This is a genomic window from Rhodococcus pseudokoreensis, assembly GCF_017068395.1.
GTDB classification, from domain to species: Bacteria; Actinomycetota; Actinomycetes; order Mycobacteriales; family Mycobacteriaceae; genus Rhodococcus_F; species Rhodococcus_F pseudokoreensis.
Genome location: NZ_CP070615.1, coordinates 175,114 through 201,682 on the forward strand (window position 1 = coordinate 175,114; position 26,569 = coordinate 201,682).

A 26,569-nucleotide genomic window follows, 5' to 3' on the forward strand; every position below is an offset into this window, starting at 1 on the left:
CTTCTTGCCTGCCCCGAACACCCCTCAATTACTATGCATCATAGTAGTTGCTGTCGAGCGGTGACCGAGGTGACCGGCCCACCGCCGGGCCTTCCTCTCCCGGACCTACGCAGCCCCGTGACGAAGACGGGGACGAGCAGAAAGGACAGGGCAACTTCGGGTACGGAGCCGAGACGGGTAGCCCATGTGAGATCCGTACCGAGCGCGATCTCGCCCACGAGTGCATCGGCGGTGAAGAGTGCGGTTTGCTGCTGCACCGTCCCGTCGGGGGCAATGATGGCACTGACACCGCTGGTGGCGGCGATGAGCACACTCCGCCCATGTTCGACGGCACGAATACGTGACATCGCCAGCTGCTGGTAGGTCATATCGGTGCGCCCAAAGGTGGCGTTATTGGTCGGCACCGTAATGACCTGGGCGCCTGCCCGTACCGACTCGGTCACCAGGTCGTCGAAGGCGACCTCGTAGCAGGTGGCGACGGCCAGACGAACGCCGTTGAGATCGACGACGCCATCGCCGGTCCCGGCCACGAAGTTCCCCGCTTGCTTCGCGTACGGGGACAGTGCGGTCATCACCGGGCGCAGCGGAAGGTATTCGCCGAACGGAACGAGCTGACGCTTGATGTGCTGCTCACCCGGGCCGCGGGCCGGATCCCACACCATCACGCTGTTGACGGTGGTGCCGCCCTCTCCCACGAGCACGGCGCCAACGAGGATGGGAGTCCCCATCGATCGGGCGGCGGCGTCGAGGCGGGCGGCGGCGTCGCGATTGCGGAGGGGATCGATGTCCGAGGCGTTCTCCGGCCAGATGACCAGACTGGGTCTTGGTGCACGCCCGGCGGCGACATCCGCGGCGAGCTGTTCGGTGCGGGCGAGATGATTGTCGAGCACCGCCCGGCGCTGTGCATTGAAGTCGAGGCCCAGGCGCGGCACATTTCCTTGCACAACCGCAGCAGTGGCGGTGGTTCCGGCATCGGTGCTGCTGCTCCCGGCCGAGAGGACAAGGGCGACGAGAAGTGGGACGCCGACCGGAATGGTGCCGGCGACAACGGCGGAGCGCCAACGGTGCGAACGAAGCCCGACCACGCACCCGGCGAGTCCCGCACCCACCAAGGCGGCGGCGAACGACAGGCCAGGAGCCCCAACGATCCCCGCCAGCGGTAGCAGGGGACCGTCGGCTTGCCCGAACGCGATTCGGCCCCAAGGGAAACCGCCGAACGGAACTCGGGACCGGATAGCTTCCGTGACGACCCACGCACCGGACACCCACATCGCCGCCCCCGGCAACCGGCCGACCGCAGCGGTGATCAGTCCGAACAGCGCGACCGCGACCGCTTCGATCGCGGCGAGAATCAGCCAGGGGACCGCGCCCACGTACACCCCCACCCAGGGCAGCAGCGGCACGAAGAAGGCAAGCCCGGCGAGGTAGCCGTACCCGAATCCGGCGCGAAGCGACCGACCTCGAAGAACCAGAGTCAGCACCGCAATACCTACCGGCGCCAGGAACCACATCGTGAGTGGGGGAAAGCTGAGGAAGAGCAATGCGCCGGACCCGGTGGCGGCAGCACATCGGAACAGGGCGCCGGCCATCCGGTGCCCTGTGGTGAGGCGCCGGAGGCGGATGACCTCGCGCCCGGGTGGGCGGCGCAGGTCACCTCCCGGTATCCCGGCAACATCCTGGTCAGTGGTCACCGGATCACATCCTTGCGCGCAGGAGGCCGGTCACACGTCCGCCGGGGCATCACGGGGTCGGTCGATCGCGCGAGCCGGTCACCAGACGCGCACTGATGGTGGTGAACTCCGCACCCCAGCCGGCGTGATCGGTGCGGGCGAGGCCACCGAGTTCGATGCGGGTCTCGTGTTCCGTTGCGCCGGGGCGCAGCCGCACCCAGATTCGGCGGCGCTTGATCAGTAGCGAGATCAGCAATCCGATCATCATCGTGATCGCGAAGACCAGCACCCATTGCTGTGCGGGATCGTGAGAGACCTGGAGGTTGGCGAACTCCTCGGCGCCGTCGAACCGCACCTGGGTGCCGTCCGGCAAGGCGGTGGATTCCCCGGGCCGGAGGTTGACTCGGTCCTCTTTGACGAGTCGACCTTGGTTGATCAACTCGGAGTTGAGGGAAAAGATCGACTGGGGGATCCCCGTGTCGAGCCCGCTGTCGCCTCGGTAGATGTCCACCGCCACAGCCGGATCCAGAAGATCGGGAAACACCGAGGTCAAAAGGGTGCCATTGAAATAGGCAGTGGGAGCAAAGAGGCCCTCGATCGCGATCTGATTCTTGCGCCGCTCCTCCGGGTCGGCATACGTGCCACCGGGAGGGTCGAATCGCAATGCACCGCTGCTGAGGAAGGTGGTGGCGTCATCGGGGCGGAACTGCATCGTCTCGGTGCGGGTCTGGCCGTCCGGAAAGGTCACCGTGAAGGTCGGGGCGTACCCGTGACCGGTGAGGTAGACCCGGGCGCTACCGACCCGGAGCGGTTCGTTGACCCGCAACCGGTAGTCCTGCCAGGCGCTCGCACCGATCTGCTCGCCCGTTTGGTACGAGATGTTGGAGGTGAACATCTCCGCTTGACCGTTGTCGAGGTAGTCCGCGGTGAAGTCGTTGACCTTGACGCAAAACGGTTCGAGTCCTGTTCCATCCGTGGAGTTTCCGGCGCGAAACGAGTCGTATACCGCGGGGGAGGTGTTGCAGAAGCCGGGCCCACCGTCCGCAATCACGATGACCGAGCCCTCGTATCCGAACAGTCGTCCGAGTGCAACGGCTGCCAGCAAGCCGATGAGCGAGAAGTGGAAGATCAGGTTTCCGGCTTCCCGAAGATAGCCTTTCTCCGCGGAAATCGACACCGTTGCAGCATTTTCGGGTCGAACGACGACACGCCACCCGCGCAGAGCGGCGCGCACCTGCCCGGTCGCCTGATCGATCGAGGTGTGCAGTGTTCCGAGGTCGTGGTGCGGTAGCCGGGACAAGTTGCGCGGTGCCCGCACGGGTTCGCTGCGCAGCGCCCGGAGGTGGTCCGCGAGCCGCGGCAACAGGCAGCCGATGAGGGAGACGAACAACAGCACGTAGATAGCGGTGAACCAGAAGCTGGCGAAGACGTCGAAGAGTTCGATCTTGTCCATCACGGGGCCAAGGGTGGGTCGGTCGGCGATGTATTGGTCGACCTTCTGCGCGTTGAGGCTTCGTTGAGGCAGCATCGCACCCGGCAGAGCGGCCAGTGCCAGGAGGAACAGCAGCACGAGGGCGGTGCTCATCGAGGTCAGCCGGCGCCAGAGGTTGCGCCCGGTCTCCAGGCTGCGCCGGATCGGCGACGGTCGGCCTTCTCGGTCCGGCGTATCGACCGTCGTGTGAAGGCCGGTCATATCGGCAACACGACGGCGGTGACGAATTCGTTGCGCAGCCAGCCGACGAACAGCTCCCACGCCCCGCTGAGCAACGCCAGCCCTACCGCGACGAGCAGGACGCCGCCGACGATCTGGATCGTGCGGGCATGGCGGCGTAGCCAACCGATTCCCCGCAGCGCCTTCGCGGACCCGAATGCGAGCACCACGAACGGCAATCCGAGGCCGAGGCAGTACGCGATGATCAATCCCACCCCGCGTGCGGCGGTGGCACCCTCGGTTCCGGCGGCGACCGAGAGCACCCCGGCCAGGGTAGGACCGAGGCACGGTGTCCAGCCCAACGCGAACACCCCGCCCAGCAACGGTGCGCCGGCCAACGAGGAGATGCGGCGCGGACTGAATCGGGTGTCCTTCTGGAGGGTGGGAATGAGCCCGAGGAACGCCAGTCCCATGACGATGGTGATCACTCCGCCGCCGCGTTGGAGCAGTTCCTGGTTGATCCGAAGGGCCCCGATCACACCGAACACCGACGCGGTCGCCAGGACGAACACCACGGTGAATCCGGCCACGAACAGTGCTGCGGCCCCGGCTATGCGCCACCGGTCCGCACTTGGGGTGCGGGCGTCGCCTGCGGTGACCGCGGGGGTCTCGGCGCCGGAAATCCCGGCGAGGTAGGACAGATATCCCGGTACCAGCGGTACGACACACGGAGAGGCGAAGGACACCAGACCTGCCAACACGCAGGCGGCGAACGCGAGCAGTAGCGGTCCGGTCGCGGCCGCGGTCTGGAAGCTCGCCCCGATTCCCTCCGCCAGGATTGTCATTGCTCGGCCGCCACTCGTTCGATCACCGGCTGCAGGTCTTCGGCCAACAATGCCCGCAAGAACACCGCGGCCACACGATGGTTCCGGTCGAGTACCAAGGTGGAGGGAATGACGCTGGTGGGATAACTCCCGCCCAAGGCTATGAGGGTGCGCATGGGTGGGTCGTAGATCGAGGGGTATGTCACTTGATTGTCGATGACGAAGTCCTGGGCCTTGTCCCGCTGAGGGTCGCGAACATTGATTCCGAGGAACTGAACCCCGAGGTCTTTGGTTGCGGCGTAAGCGCGTTCGAGATCGTCGGCCTCGGACCGGCACGGCGCGCACCACTGACCCCAGAGGTTGATCACCACTACCTGTCCGGCGTAATCCGCCAGCGACACCGACTTGTCATCGGTCATCAGATCGGGGCCGGAGAGGGGACCGATCTTCCCCCGGCCCTCCGGTGGGTCGTAGAGGATGTCGGTTTGCCCGCCCGGGGAAACGAAATCGAAGGTTCCGCCCTGGGCCACCGCGTCGGAGCCGGACGCGCAGCCGGTCAACGCGATCACCACCGCCGCGCACAGTGCGAGCACTGCGACCGTTCGCGACCGCCGATTGGACGACTCGCCCACTCGCGCGCGCTGCCGCATCATCGGATCACCTCACTTACCGTGGAACGAATCTCGGCCGGGTCACCGAAGACCGCTGGTGTGGTGATCCGTTCGACCGAACCATCTTGCTTGACAACGAAATTCAACGGCAGCACGGGAGGCGCGGACAATGCCTTCTGCGCTGCACCGGAATCTTGGAATGACGGGTAATGGGCACCCACCTCGGCCAGAAACCCCAGAGCAGCGGCGGGGTCATCTTGCACATTGATCCCCACGACAGGAATGGATCCGGGCTCGTTTGCATACGCGTCGAGCACGGGAATCTCCTCCCTGCACGGCCCGCACCAGGACGCCCATAAATTGACCAGGGTTGGTTCACCACTCACCGCTGCCCCGAGGTCGACCGTGTCCGTGGAACCCAGACACCGCACCATCACGCCAAGTAATTGCGCATCGGTCGGTGGTGAGGTTGCAGGTTCCGGACACGGCCGCAGGCGCGCCCCCTCGGCAGCCTCAACCAACTCGGGCCCGTCGATCGCAGAGTCGGAGGCCCGCGCCCCCTCTCTCCTCGCGGACGGCGTGTCAGCCGACTCCGAACGCGGCCAGATCGCCACGATCAACACCACGATCACGGCCAGGAAAAAAATCAGCCATCGACTCCCAGACCGCACGTGTTGTTTCCCTTTCTTCAATGGTCGGTCGCACCACGACCACCAACTACTATTGCGCATAGTAGTTGGCGGTCGTGGTGCGGGGTCTGGAGGCGGCACTCGCTCATCCCGACGCGACGAACGATTCGAGGCCCCTCGTCCCCCGGACAACGCCCCCGGCCCGCTTACCGATCGCGTCGCCCGCCTACAGCAAGGGCGCTACCGTGGTTGTGGTCGAACGGGACACGACCGTCACTCGCCGAAGTTCTCGTCATCGGCAACGCCGGTCGGCGCCGCCCGCAACCATCACTGCTGGGTCTGACCGCCGCACCCACCACCACGGGGCGCCGTGCACGTGACCCGGGGATCTGCGCATTCCCGCTGTTTCGAAGCACGACCGGTAGTCAGGTGGTCAGGTGGCCGCCGCGGCGTCGCTCTCCCTCGCGCGGTCTACCAGTGCGCCGACTCGGCGGGAGATCTCTTCGATCTGCTCGACGACATCAGTAGACAGCGCATTGCGTTCAGCATCGCTCAGACTCGGCCCGAGTCCATTGCTGACCATGATCAGAAACTCCAGATTGGTGCGCAACGCCGTTAGGGGAGTCAGGAGTTCGCGGCCGGCATCGACGATCAAAGCCCGTTGATGATCGCGAGAGCGGCGCAGGCTCTCGAGCATCACGTTGAAACGACGTGCGAACTGGGCGAGTTCGTCCTCCCCTCGGACCGGGATCGGTTGCAGGTCCTGTGTCTGTGCAATGCTCTCGGTCGAGAGCATGAGACGGCGCACCGGTCTGAGCCCGGTACGGATCGCGACGGATCCTGCCAGGACCGACAGCACGATGACGAGAGCGCCGAGAGATGTCAACGCCAGCAGTAGCTTGTTCAGCATAGTTCTGGTCGGCTGCAGGGACTCGGCGACGACGATGGTCTCGCCGGTGGGTGCCCGTTTCGCAAGGACCTGATATCCGCCGAGTTCGCGGACGGACACAGGCGCTCGGCCCTGGGCCACGTCCATCTCCGGCCCGTCCCGTAGTGCGTCCTCTTCGGCAAAGGGCGAGTTGCTGTGATCGGCCGCGATCACGTCACCAGACCGGGTAATCAACGCGACTTTGAGGGTCTGTCCGCCGCCGACCCCGAAGAATGACAGGGGTGCACCGGATGCTGAGCTGGCAACGAATACGTCGACCTTGCGGCTGAGACGATCGTTGACTTGAGTACGCAGGGAATGCTCGGTGACCAGATAGATCGCCACCACGGACACGAAAACGGCGATCGCAGCCAGAGCGGCCGTCAGCATATTCACCCGCACACGCAGCGACGTGCGTGATTCCTTATGCACTACCATCATCGGCGGACAGCCCGATCGCGCGCAGATCCGATTGAGCGGGAAGGACAGGCCGGCATCAGGCCAGTTTGACGTACCTGGCTGAGACCTCGCTGAGAGTGCTCTACCAGGCCGAAGGGCCGGTCTCCGGCAAGTGCGTGAACGAGACCGCAGCGCCCGAATTCATGTGGTCGCCGCTGTCTTCAGATTTGATTAGAACGCCCAGCAGCGTGAGAGTTGCGAGAAAAACAAACAATCCCAGCAGGGTTACCAACCATGGCGGACACCTCTTCTGCTCCTTCGTCGCGGGGGAACTGTCCGGCGTGACTGTCATGTCCGGTTTCTTACCAGACGAACGCAGCCCGCCCGACATGCAGCTCCGACGAAGGCTTGGCGGTACATTGGGCGGGCCGAACCCGTCCGCACACGATCAACAGATTCCGCACGCAGATCGGCGGGACGGGGTCTTCGGGCGGACCGATCTGCGTCTAGCTAAGCTAGCAGCACATCATTCCTGCGCACATGTCGCACATTCCGCTTGCCATCATCATCTGGCAATTCCACCATGTCTGCAGGTTCATCAGTAGGTCTTGCATGCGCTTCTCCTTCTGCCTCCGGTTGCCGTCGCGGTCACGCGGCACCCTCCGCGCTGATCAGCTGGTCCGAGGCGCCGGCCGGTGGGTGCATCCCGATCCAGATGATCCTGGCGCGCCCATCAGCCGAAACCACTGTCGGCACTCGACGAGAACTCGCGATCATGTTGCGCTGTAGCGTGAGGCGCTGCACTACACGGTGGGCGACAGACGTTGTGCATAGAATTTCTGACCGCAGGGATATCAGAAGACCTCGGCACTCCCCGCAAAGCACTCCCCGCAAACTCCCAGGAAACCGTGCAGTCGACTTCTGAAATTGACATTCGGCGTGGAGCGCCGTTCTCGGGTGTGCCGGTATGGGGCCGGTATAGGGATGGCCGAAACGGGACCCTGGTGACCGCATAACGGCGCTCAGCTCGCCGCCCCGACCGGATCCAGAATGAGCAAACGACGCCACTCGCAACTGTCGACGGATACCCGTCCGAATCGATCCCGGCACCGCCAGTTCAATGGGAATGCATACCCGGGGAAACGACCGACTCAAGCATGGCTTCCCGTTCTCGGCGGGCCGTGGTTGCCCTGATGTGGCGGGAACTGTCAGGCGGATTCGAGTGAGTCGGCCTCGTCGAGCGAGTCCCAGACGATCTCGTAGCGCCTGGTCATGTCGTCGGAGTCGGCGAGGAGCGCGTCGAACAGCGACCGGGGAGGCGCGCCACGACCGCGGCCGTGCCGCGATCTCACGCGGGGAGAAGAGGGGGTTGGTTGGGTGGCGTTGGTACAGGGTAAAGCTGCTCTGAGATAAGAGCTGTGTCCTCCATCATATTACTGGGCGGTAGTGGTCGAACCCGCAGGATGACCCCAGTCGGATGCGCCGGCGGTCGTACCGTTCGAGTGGTGGCCCGTATGGTAGGCGGCCCTGTGTAGCTGGACGATTGACCGGATAGCGCGTGCGCTCAATGTATTCCACACTGTCTCCGGAGCTGCCTCGGATCCGGGATGCTCGGCGTTGTGATGTCGGCACGAATGTTCGGGCCGCGGAGGTAGGCAGGGAGCGGCAGCATGCGGGTACATCGACAGATGAGGTGGGTGGCCGCGGCAGCGGGGGTGGGGTTGGCCGCGAGCATTGTTTTGGCACCGGTCGCGGCGGCGGAGGAGGTTCCGGATGTGCCCGGGGTGAGCTCGGTGTGGCAGGTCCCGGACCGTGGCGGTCCCGCCCAGGCCGCGCATCCCGATGCCGCCCGGTACGCGCGGCAACACCCGGGATCGGTGCCGCCGGGTATCAACGATTTCACCTGCACCCCGACCGGCGGGCACCCGCGGCCGGTGGTGCTGGTGCACGGCACGGACTCGAACGCGTACTCGGACTGGGCGGCGCTCGGTCCGCGACTGGCCGGGGCGGGGTACTGCGTGTTCGCGCTGAACTACGGCGGCAAACCCGGAGGCGACAACTACGGAACCGAGGACATGGCGGTCAGCGCCGGCCAGCTGGCGCAGTTCGTGGCCGAGGTCCGCGGCGCGACCGGGGCGGATGAAGTCGACATCGTCGGCTACTCGCAAGGATCGACGGTGGCCCGCTATTACGTCAACCGGCTCGGTGGTGCGGCGGCGGTCGATCAGTGGGTCGGCCTCGCCTCACCCACCTATGGGGGCACCATGTTCGGCCTCGTTCCGGTCCTCGAGCAGACTCCCGGCGGCATGGAGTTGGCGACCGCGGCGCTTCCCCCGGAACTGGTCTCGCCGGCGTTGGAGCAGCAGGCCCAGGGCTCACCGTTCCTCGACGACCTCAACGGTGGGGCAGACACCGTCCCGGGAACCCGGTACACGACGATCGGCTCGCGGCTCGACGAGGTCATTCAACCGGCGACCAACATCGCGTTGCACGATCGGTCGGCGACGAACCTGATGATCCAGGACCTCTGTCCGATCAACCAGTCGGGCCATTTCCGAATGCCCTACGACGAGTACACCCTCCAACTCGTGATGGGTGTCCTCGATCCCACAATGCCGCCGGCGCCGCCCTGCACCGCGGTGCCCGCGGGTACCGGGATACTCGAGATGATCCTCACCGAGAACTTCTGACGGCGGCGGTAACGGAATCACCAGGCTGACGGGTCGCGGCGAAACGGTGGCGCAGCGGGTGAGCGCCACCCCGAACCTCGGCACCCCAGCGCTTCTTCCGCGCCATCCTGGAATGAGTGGGTGCAGCGGGGCGGATGGCGCCACCATCTGCACTCGACTTTTCCTGCATGGAGGTGTGTTTGCAGGTCAGATAACACGTGGTCCGACGATACGGCGAGCGACTGCCGCACACCGGCGCTGAAGCGTGCCATCGCCGAGGCAGGCGATGAAATGTCGCCGACCATCGGCCTCCCGGACGAAATCGAGCCAGGGAAGTTCACGTTTACGTTTACGCTTTGTCCTCGGTGATGGGCGACCAGATGCTTGTACTCGGTGATGGGGCGACCAGTCGCGAACGAGATCACCTTCAACTGGGACGGGGATTGGACAACAACCGTGTATGCAGGACATTTCCCTACGCAGACATCTCTCCCGGTTCGAGTGCCCCCCCGCATACGGTTGGGCATCGTGGCCTGGTCGCACGGACCTCTTGCGTGCCGACACATGGTCAGACCTCGAGGTCGGCGGCTGGGCCCATAGCCCCGGTGGTGCACCCGGAAGCGGTCTCCCGGACGAGGAACCGGAGAATGTGCTGTACGAGCCACGGACATGGGTCGGGCCGGCCCGTCTGATCGCCGGCGCAGTCCGGGGCCAGGAACTCCCCGGCCACACTGGGCAGACTTTCCAGTGATTCGCTCACCCGCGCGCCGGTGCCGCCCTGGGGGTTCGCCCGCGGGGACTGTTGGATGATCTCGCCGGGATCGAACCCGTAACGGAGCGTCTGTCCGCTCGGATAAAGTCACAGCGTCCTGACGAGACGGCGCAGAGGGGGCGGGCTCATGCGGCGACGCTTCAGGGGGTTGCTGGCGGCGGTGCTCGGCGTCATCTTCCTCGCAATCACGGTTCCGGTGCCGGCGAGCGCCGAACCGCTCTATCCGTGGCCCGATCCGGATCCGTTCTACCTTGCCCCCGCCGATCTCGGCGCCAAGCAGCCGGGCGATGTGGTCCGTACCCGGCGAATCGACACCTGGATGTACGCCAACTCCGACGGTTGGCAGATCGCGTTCCGGTCGACGAATTCGGCCGGCAATCCCATTCTGGCGGTCACGACCGTGCTCCTTCCCCGGGGCGTCGCGAATCCACCGTTGGTGTCGTATCAGGCGATCGTCAACTCGTTGGGAACCAAATGCGCGCCCTCACGAGCGTTGTTCAACCTGGAGATGCAGGAATCGCCCGGAATGTATCTGGGATTGCAGCGGGGGTGGGCCGTCTCGGTGCCCGATCACCTCGGCCCGACCGGTGCGTACGGAGCGGCCAGGCTCGGCGGCATGATCACGCTGGACAGTGTTCGCGCGGTGCAGCGGGCATCCGAACTGGGCCTGGCGAATAGTCCCGTTGCCCTGGCGGGTTACTCCGGTGGGGGGATGGCCAGCGCCTGGGCGGCGGCGCTCGCGCCGACCTATGCCCCCGAGCTGAAGCTCGCCGCGGTGGTGCAGGGCGGGGTTCCGGCGGATCTCGAGCAGATGGCCGAGGGGTTGGGTTTCAACCCGCACCCGGGATTCGGGCTCGCCTTCGCGGCGGCCATCGGGCTCGAGCGTGAGTACCCGACCCGGTTGCCGGTGTCCTCGCAGCTCAACGAGACCGGTCTGTGGTTGCGGGACTGGATGAGCAACGAGTGCCGGCGGTTCCTGCTGTTCCACGGTGCTTTCCGCAACGCCGGGCAGCTGGCGGCGTCGACCAGTCTGATGGCGAGTTCGGCGGCGCGGCAGGTGTTGCGGGAGAACAGTCTCCGGTATTTCGAGGGGGTGCCGACGGCGCCGGTGTACATGTGGCACGGCACGCTCGATGGGCTCACGCCATTCGATTCGGTGGCGGAGGTGGCGCGTCGATACTGCGCAGCGGGGGCGAAGCTGACGTTCGTGCCGTACGACATCTCCGAGCACATGACCACTGCGGTGGTGGGTTTCCCGGATGCGTACGAGTTCATCGCGGCGCGATTCCGGGGGGAGCCCGCGCCGACGCGGTGCTGAGGCGGGGCTTCGTCCAGACAAGATGGGACCGAAGATGAGGGGGAGGTGTCTGATCGCGAGCCACTGGGAGCCTCTGTCCGCGAAGGACGGCGGACTCGGTCGCGAATTCGGTGAAGTGGTTCCTCATCCGTCTGGTATCGGGCGTGGAGGATCGCAGGGCTGCAACGGTTCTACGTGGCACCGCTGCGGCGCCAGTCTCGGTGCCGCGACCGTGGACGCCATCGACCTCGATTCGGCCATGCCCCCGCGTAGGCAGGCGGCTGGCCGCCTACGGCAACCGGGTTCGTCTCGCAGCCGGCTCCGAGACCGACGTGCGGGCAGCCAATAAAGTTCTCGGCTCCATTGCCACGGTCAGCCTGCCGGCTTCACCGCCACACGCTGCATGCCTCTCGATGAGCGGCACTGACACAATCGGTTACGCGTCGGCGAACAGGCGGCTCTTACCTCAGCATCGCGGAATTGTGGTCGATGCGGGAATGATCGCGCGCAGTGTATTCCTTGCAGGCGCACTCTGGACGATGCGGCTCGGCGGCCGGCGCCACCGCTCAGCGGGGACCGGCGCGTGGGCCCGGGATGGTGTCGGAGCTTGCCGCGGTGTCCGTGGCGGTGGCGGGTCGCCACGCCTCGGTGACCCCGGGTACCTGATCTTGGACAACGAAGCCGGCGCGGGTGTGGATCGGCGCGCCGGGGCGCCGGATATAGGGTACGACGCGGAAGTCGTTGCGCCACAACTGATGGTCCAGGTCGACGCGCACGTACCCGCGCTGCGCGTTGAAGAACTTCATGTCGGGATTGGCGGCCAGCAGGCGGCGCCCGGTGTCGTTCATGTCGGTGCCGTCGCCAGCCGAGGTGATCGACGTTCCCGCGAATTCCGACGCGACGACCGGCGATTCGGGGTCGGCGTAGTCCCGGCGCAGGTCGGCGGCGGTGTTCTGGTGACGATCGCCGGTGATCACCACCAGATTGGGGACACCGCGGTCCGCGGCGGCGCCGAGGACGGTGTTGCGGTCGGCGACGTATCCGTCCCACGAGTCGGAGGACACGACGAGGTCTGGGCCGGGGTCGTTGTCGGTCTGGCTCATCGCCACCTGGTTGCCGAGGATCTGCCAGCGGGCGGGGGAGTCGGTGAATCCGTCGAGCAGCCAGTCCCGTTGCTGTGCACCCAGGATCGTGCGGTCGGTGTCGAGCCGCTCGGCGCAGTGCGCGGTGACGTCACCCCCGCAGGCCTGCGGGTCCCGGTATTGCCGTGTGTCGAGCATGGTGATCTCCGCGAGATCGCCGAAGCGATAGCGGCGGTGCAGGCGCATATCGGGCCCGGAGGGCAGCTGCCCGATCCGCAGCGGCTGGTGCTCGTACATCGCCTGGAACGCCGAAGCTCGGCGGCGGCGGAACAGCATGGGAATTCGGTAGATGTCGATGCCCAGTCCCGGCGAATCGGCGGCCCAGTTGTTGTCCACCTCGTGATCGTCCATGGTCACGATCCAGGGAAACGCCGCGTGTGCGTCGCGCAGCGGCTGGTCGGCTTTGTACTGTGCGTAGCGCAGCCGGTAGCCGGGCAGATCGACGGCTTCGCCGCGGTCCACTCCCATCGACACTCCCTCGCGGCCGCGCCGCCACCCGCGCTCGTAGATGTAGTCGCCCAGATGGACGACCAGATCGAGGTCCTCGTCGCTCATGTGCTCGTAGGCGGTGTAGAAGCCTGAACTCCACGATTGACAGGAGGCGAACGCGAAGCGCATCCGCGTGGTGGGCTGCCCTGGAGCCGGGGCGGTGCGGGTCCGGCCGACCGGGGAGATCGCCGAGCCGGCACGGAATCGGTAGAAGTACCAGCGAGCGGGCTCCAAACCCCGGATCTCCGGGTGCACACTGTGGGCGAGTTCGCGGGTCGCGACAGCCGTACCGCGGGTCACCACCTGCCGGAAGCTCTCGTCGCGGGCGACCTCGTATTCGACGGTCACCGGATCCCACCCCATACCGCCGCGCCCGCCGGGGGCCAGGGGATCCGGTGCCAGGCGGGTCCAGAGGACGACACCATCGGGTGTCGGATCACCCGATGCCACACCGAGGCCGAACGGGTCGTCTCCTCGCCACCGCGGCGACGGCAACCGCGCGCTGCTCACCGCCGACATCCCCACGAGCACCGCAGCCGATCCGGCCACACCTACTCGCAACAACTGCCGACGGGACAGGGGCATACACCACGGTATATCCAGCCCCCGATCGGCGTGCCGGACGACAGAGTGCGTCACTGCCGATTCCGCCGATCATGTGCATGGATCTGTTCGGAGCCAATCGTTGCCCGTGTTGGCCGTCGCCGGGACTGACCTGTCCAGCGCGATCCGGACGGACGCCAACCTTCGACGCAGAGAGCATGCCGGGGCGCAGCTGGCGGGCGATGCCTCACGGAGAGCATCCCGAACGTACTCGCGACCTCCTGCAACAGGTCTGCCGGGATCGGCTTGTCAACGGACATTCGTTCCCGCCCACTGGCGGACACGAAACCTGCCCATAGGCGGACACGTTTCTGCCCACTGGCGGACATCCGTTTCTGCCCACTGGCGGACACGAAACTGCCCACGGTGTTGTGTTGTGGTCAGGTGAGTGGGTCGACGCCGGTGCCGGCGAGGGCTTGGCTCATCCGGATCGATTTACCGCTGGTCTGACACAGGTGGGCGTGGTGCATGAGCCGATCGACGGTGGCGGTGGCCAGGGTCTTGGGCATCAGCTCGTCGAATCCAGCCGGATGAAGATTCGACGACAGCGCCAGGGCGCGTTTCTCATATGCGGCGTCGACCAGCCGGTAGAGGCCCTCGGCGGCGTCGGCGGCCACCGGCAACAGGCCGATGTCATCAATGACCACGAGATCGGCGCGCAGCAGCTTGGTCAGAGCCCCCGAGACCGAGTCGTCGGCGCGGTGCCGGCGGATCAGGGCGCCGAGGTCTTCGAGGGTGAACCACAACACCTTCCGTCCCTGTTCGACGGCGTGCTGGCCGAGGGCCTCGAGGAAGAATGTCTTGCCCGTGCCGGACGGGCCGCAGACCACCAGGTTCTCGCGCCGCTCGATCCATTCCAGGGTGCGCAGCGCCTGCTGCGTCGGCGCCGGGATGGACGACAGTTCCGGTTTCCAGGCGTCGAAGGTCTTGCCGGTGGGAAACGCGGCGGCGGCGCGGCGGGTGGCCAGTGCCGAGCGTTCCCGCCCGGCGGCCTCCTCGGTGAGCAGCGCCTTGAGGACCTCGGCGGGTTCCCACCGTTGGGCGCGGGCGGTGGCCAGCACGTCGGGGGCGGCGCGGCGGATGTGCGGCAGCCGCAGCCGGTGCAGCAGGGTTTCCAGGTCGGTCGGCAGCGGCGGCGCCGCCGGTGGTGCGGTGGTCACGAGGGTCTCCTTCGGGTGCCGGTTGAATCGGACTGTGAACTCGATTAGTTGGTGGTGCAGAGCTTTTCGTGTTCATGCGGGTGGTGTCTCTAGAGTTCGGTGGCCTCGTCGGCGGGAACCCCGTCACCCAGGGCGGCCCAGCCGCTGGTGCCCTGGGCCAGGGACCGGGATTCGTCGGCCCGGTGGGTGCGATCCGAGGCGACGCCGGCGGGGTGGGCATCGAGGATCGCCATGAGGTCGCCCTCGGCGAAGCGCCCGTACGCGGCGGCGTGCCCGAGCGCCCAGTCGACCCGTTCGGCGCCGAGCAGCTTCGCCAGGGTGACCGCGTGGTCCATCTTCACGCGGATCTTCCCGGTGCCGGCCTCGGCGGCCTCACACAACCACAGCCGGGCACCGGCACCGATGTCGCAGAACGCGTGTTCGGCGTCGGTCCGCGGGATCGGCTGCCGGCCCAGCACCCCGGCCGGGGGCGGCGGGAAGTGCTCGTCGCAGATCTGCGGGGAGCCGGGGCGGGCCCGCCGGTGCCGGGCGACCTCGACCGGACCGGTGTCGCCGTGGTGGACGAAGACGACCCGTTCGGAGGCTCCGGCGCCGTGTGCGCGGACGAACACCGTCTGCCCGCGCAGGGTGTGCGGCACCGAGTACTGGCCGTTCTCGAACGCGACCATCGGTGTGTTGTCGGGCACGATGCGCGTCACTCCCCAGGTGACGGTGTGTGCGGCGGCGGGGACCGGATGCAGGTGGAGGCGTTCTTCGGCGAGCATCTCGGCCGGGACGCGGCGGGTGGTGCGGTGGATGCGGGTGTTGACCTGCTCGCAGAAGGCGGTGCAGGCGGCCTCGAGGTCATCGAAACTGTCGTACTCGGCGGCGAGGTTGTGGTCGGTGGGCACCAGGTCGGCCTTGGCGAGCTTGACGGTGTTCTCCACCCCGCCCTTGGTGGCCGGGTCCGCGGGCAGGCAGGTCTTGACGACCAGGCCGTAGAACCGGGCGAAGGAGACCACGCCGGGGTTGCGGACGGCGACTGAGGCGACGTGTTCGGTGGTGACCATCTTCTCGTTGTCGGTGAGCAGATACGTCGGGACACCGCCGATCCGGCGGAAGGTCCGGTCCAGGCCCGCATAGACGGACGGGGCGGTGCGGTCGCGCAACGGGATCACCACCCGGTGCCGGCACCAGGCCAGCCACGCGCACAGCAGCACCGTCTTGGTGCCGTCGACGACCGGGCCGTCGCCGAAGTCGTACTGCAACCAGAGGCCGGGTTCGGTGATCCACGGCCTGTGCACCCTGGTGTGGCCGAGCCGGTAGGCGCGTTTGATCCGGGCGACGGCGCGGCGGGTGGTGCGTTCGGTGCCGGTGAATCCGAGGGCGAGCAGTTTGTCGTGGGCGATGTCGGCGCGGACCCGGCCCTTCGAATGTTCGACCCATTCTTCGATTTTCGGTAGGTACTCGTCGATCAGCATCGGTCTCTTCTCCCGCGGTGGGGTCGGCGCATCGGCGGTGTCGCGTTCGGCGACGAGGCGGGCGACGGTGTGATGTGAGCATCCCGCCAGTGCGGCGGCGGCACGGTAGGACTTCGTCAGGTCGTAGGCAGCAAGAATTTCCATGACTTCCTTGGCAGACTTCACGGTGGCCTCTCCTCGGTGGCTCGCATTCTCGGCGTGGTAGCACCGTCGAGCGAACCCGAGGAGAGGCCCCGATCCGGGGAGGCGATCGGGAAGAAAATCGAACGTGCCGTATCAGGCGGACAGACCCGGGTGGGCAGTTTCGTGTCCGCCAGTGGGCAGAAACCCGTGTCCGCCAGTGGGCAGTTTCATGTCCGCCTGTGGGCGTTTTCGTGTCCGCCTATGGGCAGTTTTTCATGTCCGCCGACATCGGCTCGACCGGCCCGGTACTGGACATGGGCCGGAGTATGGGGCAGTTGTACAAGTATTTGACTGTCGGTGGCGGGCGAACTGGGTCACGTGCTGGGAAGGTCGGCCAGCGGGCGCTCGGAATCGAAGAAGCGACGCACGCCGCGTTCGAAGACGCGCTCGGGGGTCAGGCGCAGCGCGAGATCACGGATGCGTGCCTTGACGCGGCTGGAGGTGAGAAATGCGGCGTGCGCCCTGACCCCGCTGTCACGGTAGCGGCAGGCGATAGGCGCCATCACCTCCTCGTAACGCGCGAGCGAGGTGTCCAGATCGTCCGGACTGCGGGCGATACTGCCGGCTAGCATGTGCGCGTCCTGCAGAGCCAGCGAGCTGCCCATCCCCGAGAGAAACGTCGGGCAGTGGGCGGCGTCGCCGATGAGCGCGACACGTCCCCGGGTGATGCGCGGCATGTCGATCTGGGCGATAGCGTCGGAGAAGACGAAGTCGTCGGCACCCACACTGCCCAGAACGTTGTGCACGTCGTCGGGAAAATCCGCACAGGTTGCCAGCAGGTAGTCACGCATCGCCACAGCGTCGTTGCGTGGCGGAGCGTCCACGTCCGCGCCGAGATACACCACAGCTGATGCCGTGTCGGGCGTGACCGGTAACAGATTCACCATCCGCCCAGTGCTCAGGTAGGAGTGCACCACTGGGGCCAGACCGTGGTGCAGTGTTTGGGTGATCGTGATGTAGTAGCCGCCGAGCGGCCGTTCGAAATCCGGGCCGAAGGCCAGGCCGCGGACCGCGGAGTGGATGCCGTCCGCCCCGACAAGAAGATCGGCTCGCTCGGTGGTGCCGTCGCTGAGGGTTACCTCGACGTGGCCCGTGTCTGCGTGGGCTTCGACGATCTGGACACCGAAGCGGATGTCGGTGTGTTCGGCCGATAGGTCATAGAGTGCGGCCTGAAGATCCGCCCGGCGGAACAGGATGTAACCGCCGAGCGTTTTGGCCAGCGTCGCGGTATGTTCGCTGCGCAGTAACCGTCCACTCGCTGCGCAGTAGAGGCGCACCTCTTCCAGTTGTGCTGAGCGAGCCTCGCACGCGTCGAATATCCCCATCCGACGGACCATCTCGACGCCGTTGCCTTTGAGTGAGATGTAATGGCCGAGCGTCTGGACATGCGGTGCGCGCTCCACAACGATGGGCGTCGCACCGATGCGGGCCAGCCAATGAGCCAGCGACAAACCGGCGACTCCCGCGCCGGAAACGATGACCTTCAAGGGCATGGCCGAACGCTAACAGAGGTTCGGGGCGGTCAGGTCTGAGCGGTACTGCGACGATGCTGTTGCGGTGTCCGGGATGTTCGACGAGAACGACGCGGGCTCGCGCGGTCGGCTTGCTGCGCTGAGCGGCGCGATCATCACCGAAGTTCCGCATACTCGACCGACTAGGGCATGCCGATGCGTCGACTGCACCGGAATCGACCCACGGATTGCACGTCAAGGCGCAGAACCCGACGGCCTTGGGGCTCGCGGGTGGTCAACTCTTACGGCACGACGTCATACTTGTGGCTGTGACGAGCGCAGTAGGGACCTCAGGATCAGCAATAGCCCAACGCGTGCACTCGCTGAACCGACCAAACATGGTCAGCGTTGGCACCATCGTGTGGTTGTCGAGTGAGCTCATGTTCTTCGCCGGGCTGTTCGCCATGTACTTCGTGGCGCGGGCTCAGGCGAATGGGAACTGGCCGCCGGAGCCGACCGAGCTGAATCTGTTCCTCGCCGTGCCGGTGACGCTGGTGCTGATCGCCTCGTCGTTCACCTGCCAGATGGGTGTGTTCGCGGCCGAGCGCGGGGACGTCTTCGGTCTCCGCCGGTGGTACCTGCTGACGTTGGCGATGGGCACCTTCTTCGTCCTCGGACAGGGCTACGAGTACATCAGTCTCGTCGAAGAAGGCACCACCATCTCCAGCAGCGTGTACGGCTCGGTGTTCTACATGACCACCGGCTTCCACGGCATGCACGTGATCGGCGGCCTCATCGCGTTCGTCTTCCTGATCGCCCGCACCAAGGTCAGCAAGTTCACGCCCGCCCAGGCCACCGCCGCCATCGTCGTCTCGTACTACTGGCACTTCGTCGACATCGTGTGGATCGCCCTGTTCGCCACGATCTATTTCATCCGATGATCAGCTGACCCCCAGGCAGCCGCGGGGGATCGGACGGCGCGGGACGGAATGGTCACCGACACCACCCCGCCGTTCGCCACTGGTACGAGGATGCGCCCGACGGATCACCGGCGGCGGAAACAGAGAAGTCGGCGGGACCCCCGGGTACCCAGCTGCGCTGGTGCGGTGATGGCAAGGGCGCTCACCGGCGCGTACGCGCAGTCCCTCGCGCCGTGGCGACGTACTCGCGGATGGCCTGAGTGTCAGGCAGGTTTGTGGGCGATGATGCGGAATCCGATGCCGCCCCGGCCGCTGCGGTGCACGGTGTCGATGGTGAACCCGGCCCGTTCGAGATAGGGCGCAGGATCTCGGGTCAGGTGGTCGGCGCCGAACCGGACGAACAGCGGTTCGACCGCGCGCATCAGAGCCCGGCCGACCTTGTTGGTCGCCGGCCCGTGCTCCGCCAGGACGATCCGCCCTCCGGGAACCAGTACCCGCAGGGCTTGCTTGCTGGCCTCGAGCGGGTTGGGGATCGTGCAGAACGTGAATGTCGAGACCACCGTGTCGACCGAGTCATCCGGCAGGTCGAGTTCCTGAACATCGCCGCGGCGCACCTCGACCCGGTCGAGGCGCTCCTGCGCGATGCGTCGGCGCGCGACACCGAGCATTCCCTCGGACAAGTCGATACCGACCACCTTCTCGACCTGCGGCCCGTACAGGGGCAAATTGAGGCCTGTGCCGACCGCGATCTCGAGCACTCGGCCGCTGGCCTGCGCGACCGCCCACTGCCGTGCCCGTCCGAGCACGAACCGCTCGAAGAATCCCATCTGCGTGTCATAGCGCCGCGACATCGCATCGAAAACTTTCTCGACCTTCGCATTTCCGGGTTGACGCATGGAAGCCTCCCGTCGTCTTTTCGGTCCGACCTTCCCTCAACCATACATATTGACCTGAATACAGAACTTTCTGTAATATCGGTTCGTGGACACCCTTATGCACAGCGACGCACTCTCCCGATTCGGCTACGCGTTGTCGGATTCGACCCGTACACAGATCCTGCTGAGCCTGCGCAGCGGTCCCGGGTACCCATCGGATCTGGCCGAGAAGATCGGAGTATCCCGGCAGATCCTGTCCAACCACCTGTCCTGCCTGCGTGGCTGCGGCCTCGTCGTCGCCGTCCCCGAAGGCCGCCGGGCCAGGTACGAGCTGGCCGATCCGCGGATCGGCCAGGCCCTCGACGACTTGATCGGCCTGGTTCTCGCGGTCGACCCGGCCACCTGCCCGGACGCCGACGTCGACAACTGCTGCTGATCGCTGCGGACGCGACATCGAAGGAGACCGACATGCACAAGCTCACCCCCGCCGTGCGGGACCTCTACGAGCGCGAAATGACCTCTGCGCGAAAGGCTCCCGACACGGAGTTGCGCTGGGCGCATCTCGAGCGAGCACACATCGTCTCGCAACCGCACCCGTGGTTGCACACCCGCAATCACGTCGCGATGTTCACTCTGGCTCTGGCCCAGCAGGACCGGCGGGAGGCGTTGGGGCAGGCGATCCGGATCGCGGTCGCTGCTCCGGGATCACTGGCCGTTCGATACCCGGAGGGCAACACCGGGCGCACCGCGGCCGGACTGATGACGCCGATGCCGATACCGGAGGATCTGGCGCAGGCGATGGCCCGCGCCGATCGGTGACCGGAGCACGCGGACGAAAGCGGCGAAACACATTGGCGCGGCCGTGCCTGACCAGCATTGAGATCACCCGCCCGAGCGGGCCATCCTTCTATATCAACATCCGTTAGTATATTGATATGACTGAGGAACGCGTAGATACCTGCGACCTGCTGTGTCTGGACCTTCCACACGCCGAGCAGATCCGTGCCACGTTGCCGCACCTGCGGCAGGTCGAGTCGGCCGCCGCTGCGGCCCGGGCGCTGGCCGATCCCACCCGGTTGACCATCGCCACCGCCCTGCACTCCGGCGGGGAGCTGTGCGTGTGCGACATGGCGTGGGTGGTCGGGCAGGCGCAGAACCTGGTCTCGCACCATCTGCGGCAACTGAAGATTGCCGACCTCGTCTCGTCGAGGAGGCAGGGTCGGTTGGTGATGTATGCGCTGACCGACCGCGGCCGGGGTCTGGTCCGCGCGGTCCTCGGTGACGGCCTCGCTTCGGCAACCGCCCGGCCCGAGGGCAGCATCGACATCTCGGAGGTCGGTCGTGGCTGACGCATGCTGCGGGCCCGCACCCGCGAAGTCGAACCCCGACGGCGAAACCCCCCCCGATCACGGTCCGGAACGGTGGTGGCAGGTCCGCGAACTGCAGTACGCGGCCCTCGCCGCGGTCCTGCTCGGCGCCGGATGGCTGATCGGTACGGCCGGATCCGGTCAGGTGGCGACACTGCTCGAACTGCTCGCCGCCGTGGTCGCCGCCGTCTCCTTCGTCCCGGGGGCGGTGCGGAATCTGCGGCACCGCCGGATCGGGGTCGGCACCCTGATGACGATCGCCGCCATCGGCGCGGTCGCACTCGGGCAGATCCCCGAAGCGGCGATGCTCGGCATCTTGTTCTCCATCGCCGAAGGCCTCGAAGATTACGCGGTCACCCGCACCCGCCGCGGGCTGCGCGCCCTGCTCTCGCTGGTGCCGCCCACCGCGTCCGTCCTGCGCGGCGGCACCGAAATCACCGTGGCCCCGGACGAACTGGCCCTCGGGGACGTCATGGTGCTGCGCCCCGGGGAGCGGGCCGCCACCGACGGGGTGATCCTCTCCGGGCGCACCAGCCTGGACCTGTCCGCGATCACCGGCGAATCCGTCCCCGTCGAGGCCGGGCCCGACGACGAGGTCTACGCGGGGGCGATCAACGGCGGCGGCGCCATCGAGGTGCAGGTCACCGCGCCGGCCGCCGACAGCTCACTGGCCCGAATCGTGCACATCGTCGAGGAAGCCCAGGACCGCAAGGGCGCCGGCCAACGCCTCGCCGACAAGGTCGCCAAACCGCTGGTACCGGCGATCATGATCCTCGCCGCCCTGGTCGCCGCCCTCGGCTCGCTGTTCGGCGATCCGATGGTATGGATCGAACGGGCCCTGGTGGTGCTCGTCGCCGCCTCCCCGTGCGCGTTGGCGATCGCGGTGCCGCTGACCGTGGTCGCCGCGATCGGGGCCTCCAGCCGGCACGGCGCCCTCGTCAAGGGCGGAGCCGCGCTCGAGGAACTCGGCCGCATCCGGGTCATCGCCCTGGACAAGACCGGCACCCTGACCCGCAACACCCCGCAGGTCATCGCGGTGATCACCCGAAACGGGCTGCCCGAGCGGGATGCCCTGGCCGCGGCGGCCGCGCTCGAGGCCCGCAGCGAGCACCCGCTTGCGCAGGCCATTCTCGCCGCCGCCGGGGACAACGTCACCGCCGCCGACGATGTCACCGCCGTGCCCGGGCACGGGCTGCACGGCACCGTGGACGGAACCCCGCTGCGGCTCGGTAAACCCGGCTGGGTCGACCCGGGCGATCTCGCCGACGACGTCGCGCGCCTGCAGGGGGAGGGCGCCACCGTGGTGCTTGTCGAACGGGACACCGCCGTCATCGCGGCGATCGCGGTTCGCGACGAACTGCGCCCCGAGACCCCCGAGGCGGTTCACCGGCTCCGCGGACTGGGCATCGACGTGGCCATGCTGACCGGCGATAATCGCCGCACCGCGCAGGCACTCGCCGACCAGGCCGGGATCACCGCGGTGCACGCCGAACTGCTGCCCGAAGACAAGGCCGCCCTGCTGCCCAGTCTCTCCGGGGGCCGGAAGATCGCCATGGTCGGCGACGGCGTCAACGACGCCCCCGCCCTGGCCACCGCCGACATCGGGATCGCAATGGGCGCCATGGGCACCGACGTGGCCATCGAAACCGCCGACGTGGCGCTGATGGGCGAGGACCTGCGCCATTTGCCGCAGGTCCTCGCGCACGCCCGCCGCGCCCGCACGATCATGCTGCAGAACATCGGGCTGTCCCTGGCCATCATCGGGGTGCTGATCCCGCTGGCCGCGACCGGTATCCTCGGGCTGGCGACCGTGGTGTTCATCCACGAATTCGCCGAGGTCCTGGTCATCGGCAACGCCATCCGCGCCGCCAAGGCCACCGCCCTGCCCGGGCTGACATCCGCACCCACCACCACCGGACCGCTGCATGTGAGCGTGGCACCCTCACAGCACACATCCGACGACCTGTGCTGCGCACCAGCCCCCACCCGCGGCGCCGCTGCGCCTGCACCCACAACGGCGGCCGGACCGAACCTGTTGAACCTGACACCTTTCGCCGCAGCCGTGCCGACAGACGCCGAGGCCGACGGGTGCGACTGCTGCGCCCCGCCACCGAACACCGCCACTGACGGCGCGATCAGATCGAGCCCTCGGCAAGAATCCAAGAGGACCAGGGGCTGATTCGCCACACCAAAGCCGGAGCACCCCAGCACCGCCCGTGTCCATCCAGTACCGCAGGCACCGTCGTCCTACGCTCGTCGAGGCGAAGACCTCTGCACAACGCCCGCGCGATGTACCGCACCCTCCATCAGGTGCTGCTCCCGCTGCCGGATGCGGTGACGGTGCTGCCCGCGCACGGCGCCGGTGTCCGTGGCCGCGTTCGCCGGCAGCGCGGTCAATCGGCTGCTGCCTCCCGGCGGTCACGATGTGCGGTTTCGCGGTGGCGATGATCGCCTCCGCGATCCGGATGCTGTCGAGCACCGAGAGCGTCGGGACCGCCTGCCGCGCGGACGGCGCCTCGGCCATCGACCTGGCGCCGCTGCACCTCTCGTTCCGTCCCGGCGAGCCTCGGTGTCGGCATTTTGACCGGGCTGTTCGGAGTGGGCGGCGGTTTCCTCATCATCCCCTTCCTCATCATCCCCGCCCTCGTCCTGCTACCAGGGGTGGAGATGGCCGTCGCGGTGGGCACGTCATTGCTGATCGTCGCCGTGAACTCCGGGTCCGGGCTTATCGCCACCCTCGGCCATCTCAGCCTGGACTGGGCGCTGGTTGCGGCCTTCACCGTGACCACAGTCGGTGGATCGCTTGTCGCGGGCCGCTGTACGGCGGATACGTCGACAGGGCCCGTTTGCAACGGTGGTTCGCCGTCCTGATCTTGGCGGAGGCCGGTGTCGTCCTGGTCGAGGTGCTTACGCTGCGCTGACCCGCAGTCCCGGTGAGGTAACGGCTGGTCAGCCCGCGGGAGCGGGTGCCGGAGCGGGAGCCGGTGCGGGTTCGGCCGGTGCCGGCGGAACCTGTGCCGGGTCCGCGGGCGGTGCGACGGGCGCCGCGGCATCGACCGGGGCACCGTTCTTGTATGCCTCCGCGTAGGTGTCGTTGTAGGTCTTCAGGACCTTGGTGACGATGCCGGTGATCTCGTTGAAGATCAGCGAACCGTTCTCGAAGTCGGTGCGCAGACCGCCCGGGATCGGGTACTCGTCACTGGTCGGCAGGCCCAGTTCGCCGTTGTCGGCTCCGAGGTTCTGCCACGTCTTGAAGATCTGGCCGAGGACCGCCCACACACCGCCGTTGGGCGAGGTGAAGATGGCGCCGTTGGCGAACTGTGCGCCCGAGTTCCCGGCCTTGGCCTGCAGCAGTCCGGTGATGGCCTGGCCGAGCCGGCCGGTGTCGCCGCCTTCCGCCACCCACTTCTGGGCGACCGGCGACGGGTCGGTGAGCCGCAGCAGTTCGTTGACCAGGGCGGGGATCCCGGCGCCGAGGCTGGAGCTGGCGTCCGTGCCGGGACCGCCGGACGGCGCCGGAGCCTCACCCGAGGGTGCGTCCGCGGCCAGCGAGGCGTTGCCGCCGCCGAGGCTGGCGGCCGCGATCTGCCGGATCTCGTCCATGTGTGAGTACGCCGCGTCTCCCGGGCAGGATGTGTTGCCGACGTCGCGGTGCGCGAAGATCACCGGGAGATCGACGGCCTCACCCTCCGCGTAGGGAGTGAATTCGGTGCCCTCGGAGTACATCGTCGTCTCACCGAGTGGGTCGAGTCCGGCCTTGCCGAGCTTCCAGCCGAGGAACTTGCCGACGGCGTCGAGGGTGGCCTGCGGCGGATCCTCGGACGAGAAGTCGCCCATCATCGCGACTCCGGTGGTGTTCTCGTTGAACCCGCCGGCGTGCGCGCCCTGGACCGGACGGTCGAGACCGCCTGCGCGGCCCTCGAAGATCTGGCCGTACTTGTCGACCAGTGCGTTGTATCCGATGTCGCACCAGCCCAGCGTCTGCGCGTGGTAGGCGTAGATCGCGCGGACGATCTCGGCCGATTCGGCCTTCGAGTAGTCGTTGGCTCCCGCGGTGTGGTGCACGGTGGCACCGCCGATGAAGTCGTCGTAGTCGGGGTCCTGGCACCGGATGGACTCGTCGGCACCCCACTGCTGGCGGCTGATGACCTTGGGACCGCCGCTGTCGAGGGGGCTCGCGATGTCGCCGAGCGTCGCGTCGCCGGGGCCGCTGCCCGGTTCGATGAGGACGGCCGTGACGTCGTCGGCGCCCGCGCGTGCCGGCTGCTGACGCAACGGTGTGTTGACGGCGGCGGGGGTGTAGCCGAGCGGCGCGGCCCCGTCCGCGGCGGGCGCCGGTGCGGGAGCGGGGGCCGCCGGAGCCGGCACGGGTGCCGGTGCCGCTTCGGGCGCGGGCGCGCCGGCGGGTGCGGGCACCGAGGTGGGGGTCAGGATCTGGATCGCTTTCGTGAGCCCGACGTAGACGGGTTCGGTGGCGACCTTGCCGTCGGACGCGGTCTTGTCGGTGCGACGGGTGTCGATCATGTCGGGGGAGACCCACTGTCCCCACGTTCCGTCGGCCTGCAGCGCGCGGACCTTGGACTCCGCGGATGCGAGGGTCTCGGAGGTGAGTGCCACCATGCTGAACGGGGTGTCGCGGGTCAGTTCCTTGACGATCGTGCCGGGCTGCTGATCGGCCGGGGGCAGGATCGCGGGGTCGGAGACGTCGCCCGGGGCGGGGAGCTTCAGTGGGATCTGCAGGTTCGGGATCTGGATTCCGCCGGGAAGTTGCACGTTGCTGGGGATGTGGAGGTACGGCGGGATCTTCAGGTTCCGGAGGTCGCCGATGTTGACGTCGGGCAGGTTCAGCCCGGTCAGTTCCTTCAGCGGGATCACGATGTCGGGGATCTGCGACAGCACGACCTGCGCGATCTCGGTGGACACTGCGGAGTTGGAGGTTTCGTTCGTGGATTTGACGTCGGAGGGTGCGCTACTGATGCCGTAGACCGCGACGGGACTTGCGACAGCCAGAGCGGCGACAGCCCCGAGGACGATCGAGGGCTTCGGTCGACGGTGCGGCAAGGGGGACTCTCCTCAGTTGCAGTTTCCCGGACATCGGACCGTGCGATGCTCACGTGAAGCTGGACGAAGGACCTCAATGTCCGATCGACACCCTCTTCGGAAGCGGTCAGCTCGCGCCCGCTGTAACCGACGCACCGCCGGTCCTAATCACTCTGATCACACTAGTCACAGCACGCACAACATTCAATCTGAGGTTGAGACTTTTCGGCGGGCGCGCCGATTGCGCAGTGGGTCCGTCATGTGCGGGCGGGATCGGACGGTCAGGGCAACGGCTCAGGATCGCCCAATTCACCCAGCAGAACTTCGTTAACGCCTGGGATTGGCAATCCGTCCCTCCGGCGCGGGTGGGCACTTCTGGGTGGGCGCGCCGGTGGGACGCGTCCTACGAATACGTCGGCGACGTCACCC

General features: G+C 67.1%; 23 protein-coding genes. 8 read left to right on the forward strand and 15 right to left on the reverse strand.

All coding sequences use genetic code 11. The annotated features are described in order from the left end of the window. Nucleotides 1-38 precede the first annotated feature (38 nt). The 8 genes from lnt to JWS13_RS03080 all read right to left on the reverse strand — a co-directional run bounded on the left by lnt (nt 39) and on the right by JWS13_RS03080 (nt 8,064). A complete protein-coding gene (gene lnt, locus JWS13_RS03045) occupies nt 39-1,589 on the reverse strand; it encodes an apolipoprotein N-acyltransferase (RefSeq protein ID WP_206004545.1) in 1,551 nt (516 codons plus the stop codon). A gap of 151 nt (nt 1,590-1,740) precedes the next feature. Then, complete coding sequence (gene resB, locus JWS13_RS03050) at nt 1,741-3,363, reverse strand: cytochrome c biogenesis protein ResB (protein ID WP_206004425.1); 1,623 nt, start codon at nt 3,361-3,363, stop codon at nt 1,741-1,743. After that, complete coding sequence (locus tag JWS13_RS03055) at nt 3,360-4,166, reverse strand: cytochrome c biogenesis CcdA family protein (RefSeq protein ID WP_206004426.1); 807 nt, start codon at nt 4,164-4,166, stop codon at nt 3,360-3,362. The genes resB and JWS13_RS03055 overlap by 4 nt, the downstream gene beginning before the upstream one ends. Beyond that, a complete protein-coding gene (locus tag JWS13_RS03060) occupies nt 4,163-4,795 on the reverse strand; it encodes a TlpA disulfide reductase family protein (protein WP_206004546.1) in 633 nt (210 codons plus the stop codon). Before JWS13_RS03060 ends, JWS13_RS03055 begins: the two co-directional genes overlap by 4 nt. After that, nucleotides 4,795-5,487 (reverse strand): TlpA family protein disulfide reductase, encoded by a 693-nt coding sequence (locus tag JWS13_RS03065; RefSeq protein ID WP_206004427.1) that lies wholly within the window; start codon nt 5,485-5,487, stop codon nt 4,795-4,797. The genes JWS13_RS03060 and JWS13_RS03065 overlap by 1 nt, the downstream gene beginning before the upstream one ends. A 331-nt stretch (nt 5,488-5,818) precedes the next feature. Continuing rightward, on the reverse strand, nt 5,819-6,658 hold the full coding sequence (locus tag JWS13_RS03070; protein ID WP_206004428.1) for a HAMP domain-containing protein: 840 nt from the start codon (nt 6,656-6,658) through the stop codon (nt 5,819-5,821). 196 nt (nt 6,659-6,854) lie between these two features. Next, nucleotides 6,855-7,064 carry a hypothetical protein gene (locus JWS13_RS03075; protein WP_206004429.1) on the reverse strand — a complete coding sequence of 70 codons (210 nt, stop codon included), beginning with the start codon at nt 7,062-7,064 and terminating at the stop codon, nt 6,855-6,857. An 856-nt stretch (nt 7,065-7,920) separates the two neighbouring features. Then, nucleotides 7,921-8,064 (reverse strand): hypothetical protein, encoded by a 144-nt coding sequence (locus tag JWS13_RS03080; RefSeq protein ID WP_206004559.1) that lies wholly within the window; start codon nt 8,062-8,064, stop codon nt 7,921-7,923. A gap of 318 nt (nt 8,065-8,382) precedes the next feature. Between JWS13_RS03080 and JWS13_RS03085 the strand changes: the two genes are divergently transcribed. Further along, entirely contained in the window at nt 8,383-9,402 is a 1,020-nt protein-coding gene (locus JWS13_RS03085) for an esterase/lipase family protein (RefSeq protein ID WP_206004430.1), read from the forward strand. Between the two features lie 547 nt (nt 9,403-9,949). Here JWS13_RS03085 and JWS13_RS03090 read toward each other — a convergent pair. Further along, a complete protein-coding gene (locus tag JWS13_RS03090; protein WP_206004431.1) occupies nt 9,950-10,141 on the reverse strand; it encodes a hypothetical protein in 192 nt (63 codons plus the stop codon). 139 nt (nt 10,142-10,280) lie between these two features. Between JWS13_RS03090 and JWS13_RS03095 the strand changes: the two genes are divergently transcribed. Then, a complete protein-coding gene (locus JWS13_RS03095) occupies nt 10,281-11,471 on the forward strand; it encodes a lipase family protein (RefSeq protein ID WP_206004432.1) in 1,191 nt (396 codons plus the stop codon). Between the two features lie 545 nt (nt 11,472-12,016). Here the strand turns inward: JWS13_RS03095 and JWS13_RS03100 are convergent. The 4 genes from JWS13_RS03100 to JWS13_RS03115 all read right to left on the reverse strand — a co-directional run bounded on the left by JWS13_RS03100 (nt 12,017) and on the right by JWS13_RS03115 (nt 17,980). Further along, nucleotides 12,017-13,666, reverse strand: a complete 1,650-nt coding sequence (locus tag JWS13_RS03100) for an alkaline phosphatase D family protein (protein WP_206004433.1) — start codon at nt 13,664-13,666, stop codon at nt 12,017-12,019. Nucleotides 13,667-14,064: 398 nt separating this feature from the next. After that, a complete protein-coding gene (gene istB, locus JWS13_RS03105) occupies nt 14,065-14,844 on the reverse strand; it encodes an IS21-like element helper ATPase IstB (RefSeq protein ID WP_141466918.1) in 780 nt (259 codons plus the stop codon). 89 nt (nt 14,845-14,933) lie between these two features. Next, entirely contained in the window at nt 14,934-16,469 is a 1,536-nt protein-coding gene (gene istA / locus JWS13_RS03110) for an IS21 family transposase (RefSeq protein WP_206004322.1), read from the reverse strand. Between the two features lie 332 nt (nt 16,470-16,801). Beyond that, a complete protein-coding gene (locus tag JWS13_RS03115; RefSeq protein ID WP_206004434.1) occupies nt 16,802-17,980 on the reverse strand; it encodes an FAD-dependent monooxygenase in 1,179 nt (392 codons plus the stop codon). Between the two features lie 287 nt (nt 17,981-18,267). Between JWS13_RS03115 and ctaE the strand changes: the two genes are divergently transcribed. After that, nucleotides 18,268-18,879 (forward strand): aa3-type cytochrome oxidase subunit III, encoded by a 612-nt coding sequence (gene ctaE, locus JWS13_RS03120; RefSeq protein ID WP_206004435.1) that lies wholly within the window; start codon nt 18,268-18,270, stop codon nt 18,877-18,879. A gap of 242 nt (nt 18,880-19,121) precedes the next feature. Here ctaE and JWS13_RS03125 read toward each other — a convergent pair whose 3' ends face one another. Next, complete coding sequence (locus tag JWS13_RS03125; RefSeq protein ID WP_206004436.1) at nt 19,122-19,754, reverse strand: class I SAM-dependent methyltransferase; 633 nt, start codon at nt 19,752-19,754, stop codon at nt 19,122-19,124. A 97-nt stretch (nt 19,755-19,851) separates the two neighbouring features. On the opposite strand from JWS13_RS03125, the gene JWS13_RS03130 reads away from it, so the two are divergent. From JWS13_RS03130 to JWS13_RS03150, 5 genes are all read left to right on the forward strand, one after another. Beyond that, the gene (locus JWS13_RS03130; RefSeq protein WP_420854990.1) at nt 19,852-20,169 is read left to right on the forward strand and encodes an ArsR/SmtB family transcription factor; all 318 of its coding nucleotides are present in this window, start codon (nt 19,852-19,854) and stop codon (nt 20,167-20,169) included. A 32-nt stretch (nt 20,170-20,201) separates the two neighbouring features. Further along, complete coding sequence (locus JWS13_RS03135; RefSeq protein ID WP_206004438.1) at nt 20,202-20,552, forward strand: DUF3703 domain-containing protein; 351 nt, start codon at nt 20,202-20,204, stop codon at nt 20,550-20,552. 116 nt (nt 20,553-20,668) lie between these two features. Next, complete coding sequence (locus JWS13_RS03140) at nt 20,669-21,082, forward strand: ArsR/SmtB family transcription factor (protein ID WP_206004439.1); 414 nt, start codon at nt 20,669-20,671, stop codon at nt 21,080-21,082. Continuing rightward, on the forward strand, nt 21,075-23,279 hold the full coding sequence (locus JWS13_RS03145) for a heavy metal translocating P-type ATPase (protein WP_206004440.1): 2,205 nt from the start codon (nt 21,075-21,077) through the stop codon (nt 23,277-23,279). The genes JWS13_RS03140 and JWS13_RS03145 overlap by 8 nt, the downstream gene beginning before the upstream one ends. Nucleotides 23,280-23,680: 401 nt before the next feature. Further along, nucleotides 23,681-23,971, forward strand: coding sequence for a TSUP family transporter (locus JWS13_RS03150; RefSeq protein ID WP_241032043.1), 291 nt, complete (start codon nt 23,681-23,683; stop codon nt 23,969-23,971). 78 nt (nt 23,972-24,049) lie between these two features. On the opposite strand, the gene JWS13_RS03155 is transcribed toward JWS13_RS03150, so the two are convergent. Beyond that, nucleotides 24,050-26,161 (reverse strand): N-acetylmuramoyl-L-alanine amidase, encoded by a 2,112-nt coding sequence (locus JWS13_RS03155; protein WP_206004441.1) that lies wholly within the window; start codon nt 26,159-26,161, stop codon nt 24,050-24,052. Between the last annotated feature and the right edge of the window lie 408 nt (nt 26,162-26,569).

What these genes read in the sequence shown, in the direction of transcription:
- lnt (WP_206004545.1), bottom strand. Translation starts at nt 1,589, where the DNA reads ATGGCCGGCGCCCTGTTCCGATGTGCTGCCGCCACCGGGTCCGGCGCA.
- resB (WP_206004425.1), bottom strand. Translation starts at nt 3,363, where the DNA reads ATGACCGGCCTTCACACGACGGTCGATACGCCGGACCGAGAAGGCCGA.
- JWS13_RS03055 (WP_206004426.1), bottom strand. Translation starts at nt 4,166, where the DNA reads ATGACAATCCTGGCGGAGGGAATCGGGGCGAGCTTCCAGACCGCGGCC.
- JWS13_RS03060 (WP_206004546.1), bottom strand. Translation starts at nt 4,795, where the DNA reads ATGCGGCAGCGCGCGCGAGTGGGCGAGTCGTCCAATCGGCGGTCGCGA.
- JWS13_RS03065 (WP_206004427.1), bottom strand. Translation starts at nt 5,487, where the DNA reads ATGCGCAATAGTAGTTGGTGGTCGTGGTGCGACCGACCATTGAAGAAA.
- JWS13_RS03075 (WP_206004429.1), bottom strand. Translation starts at nt 7,064, where the DNA reads ATGACAGTCACGCCGGACAGTTCCCCCGCGACGAAGGAGCAGAAGAGG.
- JWS13_RS03085 (WP_206004430.1), top strand. Translation starts at nt 8,383, where the DNA reads ATGCGGGTACATCGACAGATGAGGTGGGTGGCCGCGGCAGCGGGGGTG.
- JWS13_RS03095 (WP_206004432.1), top strand. Translation starts at nt 10,281, where the DNA reads ATGCGGCGACGCTTCAGGGGGTTGCTGGCGGCGGTGCTCGGCGTCATC.
- JWS13_RS03100 (WP_206004433.1), bottom strand. Translation starts at nt 13,666, where the DNA reads ATGCCCCTGTCCCGTCGGCAGTTGTTGCGAGTAGGTGTGGCCGGATCG.
- JWS13_RS03115 (WP_206004434.1), bottom strand. Translation starts at nt 17,980, where the DNA reads ATGCCCTTGAAGGTCATCGTTTCCGGCGCGGGAGTCGCCGGTTTGTCG.
- JWS13_RS03125 (WP_206004436.1), bottom strand. Translation starts at nt 19,754, where the DNA reads ATGCGTCAACCCGGAAATGCGAAGGTCGAGAAAGTTTTCGATGCGATG.
- JWS13_RS03130 (WP_420854990.1), top strand. Translation starts at nt 19,852, where the DNA reads ATGCACAGCGACGCACTCTCCCGATTCGGCTACGCGTTGTCGGATTCG.
- JWS13_RS03135 (WP_206004438.1), top strand. Translation starts at nt 20,202, where the DNA reads ATGCACAAGCTCACCCCCGCCGTGCGGGACCTCTACGAGCGCGAAATG.
- JWS13_RS03140 (WP_206004439.1), top strand. Translation starts at nt 20,669, where the DNA reads ATGACTGAGGAACGCGTAGATACCTGCGACCTGCTGTGTCTGGACCTT.